Here is a 12,303-nt window from a genome sequence, read left to right as displayed (position 1 = left end):
TCGCCTATTCGCGATCCGACCGGCGTTCCTCGAACCGTTTGAAGCCCAGCAGGGTCAACGCCACGATTCCCGCACCGGTGATGAGCGCTCCGAGGCTCTGCGCCTGCACCTTCGGTTCGACGAACCGGTACTCCTGTTCCTCTTCACGAGGCCGAGGTGGTTTCGCCGTGCCGATCCACGCGGCGATGAACAGGATGATGCGGGCGAAGACGTTGAGCGTGAGCATGATCGCGATGATCGATCCGAACACACCGGCGGCCTTGTTTCCGGAGAAGAGATTGACGAGCACCGTGGAGAAATTGATGAGGATGAGGAACGCGGTTGCGCCGATGAGCGAGCCGCGGTTCTTCGCCTGTTTGTCGACCGGCTTCTCCGGCAGCATCGTGAACAGGAACCAGAAGATCAGCCAGGCGGCCCCGAACGTCAGGATGACCGGAACGATGAACAGCAGGCTCGCGGCGAAGCCGGAGAGTCCGAGCAGATCGGCGATGATCGAGCGCAGGCCGGTGCCGACGACGGTGAGCGCCACGGCCAGCAGCAGGCCGATGATAAGTCCGATGAGAGTGACGACATTGCTGAGGACCTTGGCTACGAAGGACTTCTCCGGAACGGCATCGTCGAAGTCGTCGTGCAGCTGTGCCCGCACCGCGGCACCGAGGTTGCCGATGAATCCCTGCCCCGTGTAGAGACCGGTGAGAATACCGATCATTCCGACTGCCTGCCACTGCAGCAGGTAGCTTTCGAGCTGCTCAGTCAGTGTCTCGTTGCCTGCCGTGAAAGCTTCGATCTGCTTGGTGACTTCGGGCAGGAGTTCGGGGCGGGCGACGTCGAGGACGAAGCCGATGCTCGCCAAGCTGACCATGGCAATGGGCATGACCGCGAGGACGAGGAAGTAGGTGATCGCGGCACCGAACTGATTTCCCAGACGCTGTCCGAAACGCTGGACGGCGCGCATGAGGTGGGCGGGCCCGGGCTTGTTGACGGCATTGTGTCCGACCTCAGCGACGGTGTTGCGCGAGGCCAGTACTTTGGCAGGTGCCACGTGTATGCTCCTTCGATGCGTTTCAGCAAGGTGCGTTCGTATTCCGGTCCGAGGTGTTCGTTTCCACACTAGCCGCTGTGAGCGTACTGTGAGCGGCAGGCCGCGCCCTTATCTAGACTTTTGACCATGCTGTTCACTGATTCGCACGCTTCAGCCGCCGATTCCGCGCCCGCTGCCACCGACGCTCTCTCCGCCGGCGTGCCTGGAGCCGGCTTGCCTGCCGGCGGAGTCCCTGCCGATGTCCTCGCCGCCGGCGGCAGCGCTGCGGACAATCTCAGCGGGTTCTCGGCCTGGACCGTGACGATCATGGAGACCCTGGGGCCGGCCGGTGTCGGGTTCATGGTCTTCCTCGACAACATCTTCCCGCCCATCCCCAGTGAGCTCGTTCTGCCTCTGGCCGGATTCACCTCCAGCCAGGGGCAGATGAACATCGTGGCCGCGATCGTCTTCGCCACGATCGGCTCGGTCGTCGGCGCGGTTCTGCTGTGGGCGCTGGGCAAGTGGATCGGCATCGAACGCATCGCCCGAATCGCGGTGAAGATGCCTTTGGTCGACGTCGACGATGTGCACAAGACCGTCGACTGGTTCGACAAGCACGGGGACAAGGCGGTGTTCTTCGGGCGGATGATCCCGATCTTCCGGTCGCTCATCTCCATCCCCGCCGGCATGCGGGACATGCGGCTGATCAAGTTCCTGCTGCTGACCACGGCCGGCAGCACGATCTGGAACACGATCCTCATCGTCGCAGGCTTCACCCTCGGCGAGAACTGGTCGGTCGTCGAGACCTACGCAGGCTACTTCCAGAACGTCGTCATCGTCGCCGTCGTCGTCTTCGTCATCGCGTGGATCGTGCTCAAGGTCCGCAAACAGCGCAGGAAGGAGGCCGCCGGACTCGATACGACGGAGAACGACCATATCGCGCCCGGCGAATTCGACGCCTGATGAGCCAGTTCGACTCCTGAGATCGAACCGCCTCGCCCGCGCGCCCGCGCGCCGGCCGCGCCCGAAGACCAGCAGGCCCCGGGCGAGCAGTTCATCCGAGCATCAGCTCACCCAAGCCGCCGCGGTATGCGCGGGTGCAACCTCTTCGCCGGGCTTGACCGGTCCGGGAGCGGTGCCGTCGCCGAAGGGGGATCCGCCGAACTTCCGGTCGCGACCGTGATCGCTGAGCCAACCCGAGAGGTCGGGGCCTTTCGGGACGATCTGCGTCGGGTTCACATCCTGGTGGACGATGTAGTAGTGCTGTTTGATCTGCACGAAGTCGACGGTGTCACCGAAGCCCGGCGTCTGGTACAGGTCACGGGCGTAGCCCCACAGATTCTCGAACGCCGTGAGAGGCTGCCGGTTGCACTTGAAATGACCGAAGTAGACGGGGTCGAAGCGCACGAGTGTCGTGAACAGTCGCACGTCCGCCTCGGTGATGGTCTCTCCCATGAGGAACCGTGACCGGCTGAGCCGATCCTCGATCGTGTCCAGAGCGGTGAACAGCCGATCGAATGCGGCATCGTAGGAGTCCTGGGACCCGGCGAATCCGCAGCGGTAGACGCCGTTGTTGATCTCCGTGTAGATCAGCCGCATCACCTTCTCCATCTCCTGCCGGGATTCTTCGGGCCAGAGATTCGGTGCTCCCTCACGGTGATAGTCGGTCCACTGAGTGGAGAAGTCCTCCGTGATCTGCGGGAAGTCGTTGGTGACGACGACGCCGGTGGGCACATCGACGACGGCCGGCACGGTGATTCCGCGCGGATAGTCCGGGTAGCGGGCGAAGAACGCCTGCTGCAGCCGTTCGATGCCGAGCACCGGATCCACCCCGCCCGGGTCGAGGTCGAACGTCCACGATCGCGCATCATGGGTGGGGCCGGGCATGCCGAGGGAGATGACGTCCTCGAGGCCGAGGAGGCGACGGACGATGATCGTCCGGTTCGCCCAGGGGCAGGCGCGGGCGGCGACGAGGCGATACCGACCCGGTTCGACGGGCCACTGAGCGTTCGGATCATTGAGGATGCGATCGTCGATGTAGTTCGTATCGCGGTTGTATTCCGCGCCTTCGGTCACGTAGCTGGGAGTGTGATCGGTGGTCTCGGACATGGCGCTGCCTCCAGTGAGATCGATGAGTTCGACTTCTGCGCTCAAGCTTACGACGCTGAGGCAAGCCCTCGCCGAGGCGGCCCGCCGTCACCGTTGCCGTGCCCTCCCGATCGGGAGGAGTCCGCCCACCGTCCCCGAGGCGGGACGACGACGGCCCGGGACGGACCGTTCGAGTCCGTGCCCGGGCCGTACCCCGCAGGCTGAGTTCAGCGACTGTGCCGCGGTCGACAGCGATGGTGCCTCGGTCGACAGCGGCTGTGCGTCAGCCGGCGTAGAGCGCGTCGATCTCGGCGGCGAAGTCCTTGTTGATGAGGTGGCGCTTGACCGACTGCTTGGCGGAGAGGTAGCCGTTCTCCTCGCTGAGTTCGATCGGCAGGATTGTGAACTTCTTGACCCCTTCGGCGCGTGAGACGGTCTTGTTCATCTGTTCGACGGCCTTGGCCACTTCGGCCTGGATCGCATCGTCCTCGGCGGCTTCGCGCAGATCCATCTGGGGCAGATCATGGTTCTTCAGCCAGCCCGGCAGCATCTCCGAATCGAGGAAGATCAGCGCCGAGACGAATTTGCGGTTCTCGCCGACGAGCACCGGCTGGCCGATGATCGGGTGGCGACGCAGCACGTCCTCGAGCGGAGCCGGGGCGACGTTCTTGCCGCTGGAGGTCACGATGATCTCCTTCTTGCGGCCGTTGATCGTGAGGTAGCCGTCGTCATCGAGGGAGCCGAGGTCACCGGTGCCGAACCAGCCGTCGTGGAACTCCTTGGCCGTGGCCTCCGGATTGTTCCAGTACTCGCGGAAGACCGGCACGCCCTTGGCCAGGATCTCACCGTCGGGAGCGATCGCCACCGAGGCGCCCGGCAGCGGCACGCCCACGGTTCCGATCTTCGACTTCTCCGGAATGTTGACGGTGATCGGGGCCGTGGTCTCGGTGAGTCCGTAGCCTTCGAGGACGATGATTCCCAGTCCGCGGAAGAAGTGTCCGAGGTGCGAGCCGAGTGCGCCGCCGCCGGAGACCGCATGGGTGACGTTGTCGCCCATGACTGCGCGCAGCTTCGAATAGACGAGCTTGTCGAACAGGGCATGTTGGAGCTTGAGGCCGGTCGGCACCTTGCCGGTGTCGAGTGCCTTCGAATAGGCGACGGCGACCTGCTCGGCGCGGCGGAAGATCTTCTCCTTGCCGCCTGCCTGAGCGGTCGCCAGCGCGGAATTGAAGACCTTCTCGAAGACTCGGGGCACACCGAGGATGAACGAGGGACGGAAGCTGCCCATGGCGTCGGTGAGCTTCGTCAGATCGGATTGGTGGGCCAGCAGAGCGCCGTTGCTGATGGCCAGGACCTCGATGAATCGGGCGAAGACGTGAGCCTGCGGCAGGAACAGCAGGCAGCGCATATTCGTGTCGAGAACGCTGGGGATCTGGTGGCGAGCGGCTTGGGCGGTCTGCACGAAGTTCGCGTGGGTGAGCACACAGCCCTTGGGCTTTCCGGTGGTGCCGGAGGTGTAGATGATCGTCGCCACGGAATCGGAGCCGACCTGTGAGCGAGCGGCTTCGAGCTCTTCATCGGTGACGGCCTTGCCGGCTTCGGTGAGATCGGCGAAAGCGCCTTCGTCCCAGACCCGCAGGGCCGGCTCTTCCCGTCCGGCGGTCTCGGCCGCCGCCCGCACCCGATCGGCATGCTCGCGTGATGCGACGAGCCCACGAGTGACATCGGCGTCGGTGAGCATCCAGCTGAGCTGGCTCCCCGAAGAGGTGTCGTAGAACGGCACGGAGATTCCGCCGGCGTACCAGATGGCATAGTCGCTGAGCGTCCACTCATACGAGGTGGGGCCGAAGATCGCGATCCGGTCACCGACTCCCACGCCCAAGGCGATGAGCCCCTTCGCGGCCGCCTTGACCTCTGCGAGGAATTCGGCCGCGGTCAGTTCGTTCCAACCGTCTCCGTCGGGCTTGGCGACCAGAGGGCGGCTGGGGTTATCAGCGACTGTGCTGAGGAAGATATCGGTGGTCGACGAGGCGGTATCGACCTCGAAACCGACGACGGGTGTTGACGACTGCGGCATGGTCGTTGAGCTCATGACTCTCCTTCGAGGACGTAAGTTACTGCTCGGTTATCTTACAGTTCGGCCGGGTCTCAGTGAAATCGATCACGTTTGCCGAGATAACCGGCGTCCGCTGACCTGTGAGCAGTCTAACCAAGTCGAATCAAGGGGCGTTCAGAGTACGATGGTCAGAACCCGCTCACGTCTGTTCAGCGAAGGAAGGTAATGACGACGAACCCTGAGGAGACCGGTTTCCGCTATGACGCGGCGCTGGCCGAGAAGATCGAGAAGTCGTGGCAGCGCACTTGGGAGGAATCGGGCACGTTCCACACCCCGAACCCCACCGGAGACCTCGGCGAGCTTGACTCCCAGGATGCTTCGTCGCCCTACGGTCCGCCGGCCGACCTCAGCGAGCGCGAGTCCCTGTACATCATGGACATGTTCCCGTACCCCTCCGGTGTGGGACTGCACGTCGGCCACCCGCTGGGCTACCTCGGCACCGACGTCTACGGCCGCTATCAGCGGATGCGCGGACACAATGTCATGCACGCCCTGTCCTACGACGCCTTCGGACTGCCCGCCGATCTCTACGCGGTGCAGACCGGTCAGCACCCGCGCATCACCACCGATGCCAACATCGCGAACATGACCGAGCAGCTGCGTCGCCTGGGGCTGGCCCATGACGTGCGCCGTCGCTTCGCCACGACAGACGACGAATTCGTCAGATGGACGCAGTGGATCTTCCTGCAGATCTTCAACTCCTGGTACGACACCGAGGCGACCACCCCCGATGGTGAAGCCAAGGGCGCGGCTCGTCCGATCGACACGCTCATCGAGCAGTTCGCCTCGGGTGCGCGCCCCACACCCGACGGTCGCGCCTGGTCGGAGCTGAGCCCGGCGGAGCGCGAGAACGTCCTGCAGGGCTACCGCCTCGCCTACGTCTCCGAATCCCCGGTCAACTGGTGCCCCGGACTGGGCACCGTGCTGGCCAATGAAGAGGTCACCGCCGAGGGGCTGTCCGAGCGCGGAAACTACCCGGTATTCACCCGCCGTCTGCGCCAGTGGAACATGCGCATCACCGCCTACGCCGACCGCCTCATCGACGACCTTGACGTACTGGACTGGCCGCATGCGATCCATGCGATGCAGGTCAATTGGATCGGCCGGTCGAAGGGCGCCCTGCTGCGCCTGCCCATCGCCGGTGACGATGCGTCCGACATCGAGGTCTACACCACCCGCCCGGACACCCTGTTCGGCGCCACCTACCTCGTCCTCAGCCCCGAACACCCGCAGGTCGCCGACCTGACCGCTGAGTCCTGGGATGAGTCCACCCCCGAGTCCTGGCGCGGGGGAGAGGCAACCCCCGCCGAGGCGATCGCCGCCTACCAGCGCGCCGCTGCGGCCAAGACCGACGCCGACCGGCAGCAGAGCCGGGAGAAGACCGGCATCTTCACCGGCTCCTATGCGCTCAACCCGGCCACCGGGGCACAGGTTCCGATCTTCATCGCCGACTATGTGCTCATGGGCTACGGCACCGGAGCGATCATGGCCGTGCCGGCCGAAGACGCCCGTGACTGGGACTTCGCAAAGGTGTTTGGACTGCCCTATATCCGCACCGTGCAGCCTCCCGCCGACCACGACGAGGACGCGCCCTTCACCGGCACCGGCGTGATGATCAACTCGGCCAATGGCGAGATCGACATCAACGGCCTCGAGATCGACGCGGCGAAGGCCCGGGTGACCGAATGGCTGAAGGACAAGGGACTGGCCACCGAGTCCACCCAGTACCGCCTGCGCGACTGGCTGTTCTCGCGCCAGCGATACTGGGGCGAACCGTTCCCGATCGTCTACGACGAGAACGGAACCCCGATCGCTCTGCCTGACGAGATGCTACCCGTCCAGCTGCCCGAAGTCGACGATTTCGCACCGCGGACCTACGCGCCCGACGATGCCGACAGCCGTCCCGAACCGGCGCTGAGCCGGAACCAGGAATGGACGAGCATCGAACTCGACCTCGGCGACGGTCCGAAGACCTACCAGCGTGAGACGAACACGATGCCCAACTGGGCCGGATCCTCGTGGTACCAGCTGCGCTACGCGGACCCGCACAACGACGACCGCCTCGTCGACCCCGCCAACGAGAAGTACTGGCTGGGACCGCGGGCCTCGAAGCCGCGCGGCGGCGCCGACCTCTACGTCGGCGGGCAGGAGCACGCTGTGCTCCACCTGCTCTATGCCCGCTTCTGGCACAAGATCCTCTTCGACCTCGGGCACATCTCCTCGTCCGAGCCGTTCCACCGCTTAGTCAACCAGGGATACATCCAGGCCTATGCGTACACCGATTCCCGCGGTGTCTACGTCCCCGCCGCCGAGGTGGAGGAGAGGACCGAATCGAACGGTGAGCTGACGTTCTGGTACGACGGCGAACAGGTCAATCGGGAGTACGGAAAGATCGGCAAATCGCTGAAGAACTCCGTCATGCCCGACGAGATGTACGACGCCTTCGGTGCCGACACCTTCCGCGTCTATGAGATGTCGATGGGCCCGCTGGAGCAGGACCGTCCCTGGGACACCCGCGCCGTCGTCGGCGCACAGCGGTTCCTGCAGCGCGTGTGGCGACTCTTCGTCGACGAGACCACCGGCGAGTCCGTGGTCGCAGTCGGTGAGGCCGACGCCGAATCGCTCAAGGTCCTCCACCAGGTCATCGACGGCGTGCGCGAAGACATGGACCATCTGCGGTTCAACACCGCGATCTCCAAGCTCATCGTGCTCACCAACCATGCCACCAAACAGGGCGGTGCGACCCGGGACGTCCTCGAACCGCTGACGATCATGCTCGCGCCCTTCGCCCCGCACCTGGCCGAAGAGCTGTGGTCACGTCTCGGACACGAGTCGACGGTCACCTATGCGGCCTTCCCCGAGGCGGACCCGAAGCACCTCGTCGCCGAGACCGTGACCTGCGTGGTCCAGGTCAAAGGCAAGGTGCGCGCACGACTCGAGGTGGCCCCGGACATCTCCGCAGAAGAGCTCGAGAAGCTGGCGCTCGAATCGCCGAACGCCGTCAAGGCCCTCGGTGGCGCCGGAGTTCGCAAGGTGATCGTGCGAGCCCCCAAGCTCGTCAACATCGTCCCCGACGCCTGAGCCCCGGCCGATACTTCGCCGTAACACGGCATCTGGGAGACTGCATGAGTGCGGGCGCCGGACGGCGGCGCTTCGTCCCCGACTACGACTGGTGAGAGCATGACGAACAACAGAGTTCAAGACGAGATCCGGCACGCCCTCGGCGTACGACCGCAGATCGACCCGGCGACGGAGATCGCCCGCCGTGTCGAGTTCCTTGTCGACTATGTGCTCACCACCGGAGCCAGAGGTCTCGTGCTCGGCATCAGCGGCGGGCAGGACTCCACACTGGCCGGCAGGCTCTGCCAGCTGGCGGTGGAGGACCTGCGCCGCCGCGGGGCCGATGCCGAGTTCTGGGCCGTGCGCCTGCCTCACCATGTGCAGACCGATGAGGCCGATGCCCAGAATGCTCTGTCGTTCATCGCCGCCGATCATGAGCTGGCGATCAACATCGGCGCCGCCACGGATGCGGCCGCCGAGGAGTACGAGAAGGCCACCGGAGAGATGATCACCGATTTCGGCAAGGGCAACGTCAAGGCCCGGATGCGGATGATCGCGCAGTTCGAGCTGGCAGGGGAGAAGAAGGCGCTCGTCGTCGGCACGGACCACGCCGCCGAGGCGGTCACCGGGTTCTTCACAAAGTTCGGCGACGGCGCGGCCGACGTCATCCCCCTGGCAGGTCTGAACAAACGGCAGGGACGGGAACTGCTGCGCCACCTCGGCGCTCCCGAACATCTCATCGTCAAGGTCCCCACCGCGGATCTGCTCGATGACGAACCCGGGCAGACGGACGAATCGTCGCTGGGTCTGACCTATGACCAGATCGATGACTTCCTCGAGGGGAAGGCGATCGAGCCCGCGGCCGCCTCGGCGCTCATCGAGAAGTACCGCCGCTCAGAGCATAAACGCCGCACACCTGTGGCTCCGGTCGATTCCTGGTGGATCCGGCACTGAGCCTCAGTCGTTGAACGGCGGCGTGCCTGAGACGAGTCCGAGTTCGAGGGCCGTCTGGTTGAACTCCCACCGGGAGGAGACGAGGTCGTCGCTGAGGCGTTCGCCCCGGCTCTGAGCCTCGGTGTAGCCGCGCCAGCCGTCCTTGCGGGCATCGCCGGGACGGATCTCACGGGTGCCGGCATCATCGGGGGAGACCTGGGTCTCCTCCTTCACCCAGATCGACAGGCCCTCGGCTGCCCGATAGAGGTTCATGAACGCGGTGTGCGAACGCGGGTTGTCGAAGCTGACCTTCTTGAACTCGGCACAGAAGGTGGTGAGCGGCTCGAGTTCGTCGACGGCGACGGTGGCGAAGGTCGCATCGAGTCGCAGGGACTGGACGAGGCCCGACGAATCCGGGATGAGCTCGAGGATGCGACGGGCGCGACGCTCATCGGGAAGCAGCTCGACCGTGTCCTCCACCGGGGTCAGTCCGAGAGTGTCCATCCGACCGCGCTCGACGCTGAGCTGCTGGCGCAGTGCGTCGATCTGCTGTTGGGCTCGTCGCCATTCGCCGTGGAACATCAGCAGCGCGGCGATCACGCCGAGGCACAGCACGAGTCCGATGATCCAGGCCGCAGAGTGCAGCCCGGGGATGGCGAAGGCGATGATGCCGAGCACGGTGAGCACCGCAAACGTCACGGCCGCCGGTGAGTTGGTGAGGAAATCAAGGAAACGCTTCACAATTCCAAGCCTACTGTTTCAACCTCCACATATCGTGCAACCGGGTGGCATATAGTGTGGTCGAAAACGCATGCCAATACCCAGGAGAGCTCGGTTTGAAGATTTCAGTCATCGGTTGCGGATATCTGGGCGCGGTCCATGCGGCGGCCATGGCGTCTCTGGGCCATGATGTCACGGGAGTCGATGTCGACACGGAGAAGGTCGAGGCCCTGACTTCCGGTCGTCCGCCCTTCTACGAACCGGGACTGAGTGAACTCCTCGTGAAGGCTCAGGAGCGCGGAAAACTCGAATTCACCACCGATGTCTCCCGCGCCGCCGACGCCGCCGTGCACTTCGTATGCGTAGGCACTCCGCAGAAGCCCGGTGAGTTCGCCGCCGATGTCACCTATGTCGATGCGGCCGTGGAATCGCTGCACCCGCACCTGACTGCGACGTCGGTGGTTGTGGGAAAGTCGACCGTTCCCGTAGGCACCGCCGAGCGACTGGCCGGAAACATCGCCGACACCGGCGCCGCCATGATGTGGAACCCGGAATTCCTGCGAGAGGGCCATGCCGTCGAGGACACCCTCCACCCGAATCGTCTCGTCTACGGAGTCGCCGACGGCGAACCCGGGCAGGCCGCGGCCACAACCCTCGACGAGGTCTACGCCTCGATCCTCGCCGACGACACTCCTCGGATGATCACCGACTTCGCGACCGCCGAGCTGGTCAAGACCGCGGCGAACTCGTTCCTCGCCACGAAGATCTCATTCATTAATGCCATGGCCGAACTCTGTGAAGCATCGGGAGCCGATGTCACCCAGCTCGCCGACGCGATCGGCATGGATGACCGGATCGGCCGCAAATTCCTCAACGCCGGGCTCGGCTTCGGCGGCGGATGCCTGCCCAAGGACATCCGCGCCTTCATGGCCAGGGCCGGGGAACTCGGCGCCGATCAGGCGGTGGCGTTCCTCAAGGAGATCGACTCGATCAACATGCGCCGTCGTGTGCGGATGGTCGACATCGCCCGCGATGCCCTGGGCGGGTCGTTCATCGGCAAGAAGATCACCATCCTCGGTGCCGCGTTCAAGCCCGACAGCGACGACGTCCGCGACTCGCCGGCCCTGGCCGTGGCCAGACTCATCGCCACCCAGGGCGGGCTGGTCACCGTCACCGATCCGCAGGCGATCGGCAATGCGCAGAAGTCGTTCCCCGAACTCGACTACGTCGCCGACACCGCCGTGGCGATCACCGGGGCGCAAGCCGTGCTGCTGCTGACGGAATGGCGCGAATACCGCGACCTCGACCCGGCGGCGACCGCCGAACTCGTGAGTGGGAAGGTGCTCGTCGACGGCCGCAATGTGCTCACTCCCGAACTGTGGCGGGCAGCGGGCTGGACGTATCGGGCTTTGGGCCGTCCATGAGGATCGGACTGGTCACCGACTCCACGGCGCAGCTCTCCGCTGACGAACGCGAAGAGCTCAGCGAGGCCACCGGCGGTCTCTTCGCCGTGGTGCCGCTGACCGTGCTCATCGGCGGTGTCGCCTTCGCCGACGGTGAGGTCGATGCCGGGCACCTGTGCGCGACGATGACCGACGGAGTCGAGGTCACCACGTCCATGGCCACCCCGGCTCAGTTCGCCGACGCCTATGCACGGCTGCGCGAGGACGGTGCCGAAGCCATCATCGTCGTGACCATGTCCGCGGAGCTCTCGGGCACCCGCGATTCCGCGGTCAATGCCGCCGAAGCCGAGGACATCCTCATCGATGTCGTCGACTCGAGGACCACCTCGGCGGGATTGGCTGGGGCACTGTCCGTGGCGGTAGCCGGGATCAGGCAGGGACTCGACGCCGAATCGATTGCCGGAACCATCGCCGACTGGTGCGCGGCGGAGACCCGCTCCGTGTTCGCCCCCGGCAGCCTCGAACACCTGCTCCGAGGCGGCCGGATCGGCGCCGCGTCCTCCTTGCTCGGCAGGGCTCTCCAGATCGTCCCCGTGCTCGGTCTCAGCGCCGGAGTCGTCGTTCCGCTCGCCCGTGTACGCACTCGCACCAAAGCCCTGGAGAAGATCGTCGCCCTGGCCGCGCAGGCCGCCGCCGAGGTGGCCGATCCCGAGGACACCGTGCACGTCGAGGTCCAGAACGCCGAAGGGGAGATGGACACCGCGGATGCCGAACTGCTGAGCTCGCGGCTGCGCGAGCTCGGATTCGACTCCTCGTTCAGGACGCTGTCGACGATCATCACCGCGCATGTCGGACCCGGCACGGTCGGTGTGACCGTGCAGACCACGCCCTGACTCACACACTCATGCCTGGGGATGCTCGGGTGACTTGATCACCTCTGCCCTGTGGACGCAGATGCGCTG

Annotated in this window: 9 protein-coding genes; 5 read left to right on the top strand and 4 right to left on the bottom strand. The window is 65.2% G+C overall.

Annotated elements, in window-relative coordinates:
- Nucleotides 1–4: 4 nt before the first annotated feature.
- On the bottom strand, nucleotides 5–1,042 hold the full coding sequence (locus tag SB749_RS17845) for a YhjD/YihY/BrkB family envelope integrity protein (RefSeq protein ID WP_410711478.1): 1,038 nt from the start codon (nucleotides 1,040–1,042) through the stop codon (nucleotides 5–7).
- Nucleotides 1,043–1,168: 126 nt separating this feature from the next.
- Between SB749_RS17845 and SB749_RS17840 the strand changes: the two genes are divergently transcribed.
- Nucleotides 1,169–1,984: a DedA family protein gene (locus SB749_RS17840; protein WP_410711477.1), complete on the top strand. Its 816-nt coding sequence runs from the start codon at nucleotides 1,169–1,171 to the stop codon at nucleotides 1,982–1,984.
- 102 nt (nucleotides 1,985–2,086) lie between these two features.
- Here SB749_RS17840 and SB749_RS17835 read toward each other — a convergent pair whose 3' ends face one another.
- Together SB749_RS17835 and SB749_RS17830 are read right to left on the bottom strand one after the other, a co-directional pair.
- Entirely contained in the window at nucleotides 2,087–3,130 is a 1,044-nt protein-coding gene (locus tag SB749_RS17835; RefSeq protein ID WP_410711609.1) for a glutathione S-transferase C-terminal domain-containing protein, read from the bottom strand.
- 262 nt (nucleotides 3,131–3,392) lie between these two features.
- Nucleotides 3,393–5,201 (bottom strand): AMP-dependent synthetase/ligase, encoded by a 1,809-nt coding sequence (locus SB749_RS17830; protein WP_410711476.1) that lies wholly within the window; start codon nucleotides 5,199–5,201, stop codon nucleotides 3,393–3,395.
- Between the two features lie 189 nt (nucleotides 5,202–5,390).
- Between SB749_RS17830 and leuS the strand changes: the two genes are divergently transcribed.
- Together leuS and nadE are read left to right on the top strand one after the other, a co-directional pair.
- The gene (gene leuS, locus SB749_RS17825) at nucleotides 5,391–8,306 is read left to right on the top strand and encodes a leucine--tRNA ligase (protein WP_410711475.1); all 2,916 of its coding nucleotides are present in this window, start codon (nucleotides 5,391–5,393) and stop codon (nucleotides 8,304–8,306) included.
- 99 nt (nucleotides 8,307–8,405) lie between these two features.
- Complete coding sequence (gene nadE / locus SB749_RS17820; RefSeq protein WP_410711474.1) at nucleotides 8,406–9,239, top strand: ammonia-dependent NAD(+) synthetase; 834 nt, start codon at nucleotides 8,406–8,408, stop codon at nucleotides 9,237–9,239.
- 3 nt (nucleotides 9,240–9,242) lie between these two features.
- Here the strand turns inward: nadE and SB749_RS17815 are convergent, their stop codons facing one another.
- Nucleotides 9,243–9,959, bottom strand: a complete 717-nt coding sequence (locus SB749_RS17815; protein ID WP_410711473.1) for a hypothetical protein — start codon at nucleotides 9,957–9,959, stop codon at nucleotides 9,243–9,245.
- A 95-nt stretch (nucleotides 9,960–10,054) separates the two neighbouring features.
- Here SB749_RS17815 and SB749_RS17810 point away from each other — a divergent pair, with 95 nt between their 5' ends.
- Nucleotides 10,055–11,362 (top strand): UDP-glucose dehydrogenase family protein, encoded by a 1,308-nt coding sequence (locus SB749_RS17810; protein ID WP_410711472.1) that lies wholly within the window; start codon nucleotides 10,055–10,057, stop codon nucleotides 11,360–11,362.
- Nucleotides 11,359–12,234, top strand: coding sequence for a DegV family protein (locus tag SB749_RS17805; protein ID WP_410711471.1), 876 nt, complete (start codon nucleotides 11,359–11,361; stop codon nucleotides 12,232–12,234). The genes SB749_RS17810 and SB749_RS17805 overlap by 4 nt, the downstream gene beginning before the upstream one ends.
- Nucleotides 12,235–12,303: the final 69 nt, after the last annotated feature.

Origin of the sequence: Brevibacterium sp. SIMBA_078, from assembly GCF_046534565.1 — a bacterium.
GTDB lineage: Bacteria > Actinomycetota > Actinomycetes > Actinomycetales > Brevibacteriaceae > Brevibacterium.
Note: the sequence above shows the minus strand (reverse complement) of the source record. Positions and strands in the feature narration are given on the sequence as shown.

Bases quoted from the DNA above. Each gene is read 5' to 3' on its own strand.
- SB749_RS17840 (WP_410711477.1), top strand. From the start codon at position 1,169: ATGCTGTTCACTGATTCGCACGCTTCAGCCGCCGATTCCGCGCCCGCT.
- SB749_RS17835 (WP_410711609.1), bottom strand. From the start codon at position 3,130: ATGTCCGAGACCACCGATCACACTCCCAGCTACGTGACCGAAGGCGCG.
- SB749_RS17830 (WP_410711476.1), bottom strand. From the start codon at position 5,201: ATGAGCTCAACGACCATGCCGCAGTCGTCAACACCCGTCGTCGGTTTC.
- leuS (WP_410711475.1), top strand. From the start codon at position 5,391: ATGACGACGAACCCTGAGGAGACCGGTTTCCGCTATGACGCGGCGCTG.
- nadE (WP_410711474.1), top strand. From the start codon at position 8,406: ATGACGAACAACAGAGTTCAAGACGAGATCCGGCACGCCCTCGGCGTA.
- SB749_RS17805 (WP_410711471.1), top strand. From the start codon at position 11,359: ATGAGGATCGGACTGGTCACCGACTCCACGGCGCAGCTCTCCGCTGAC.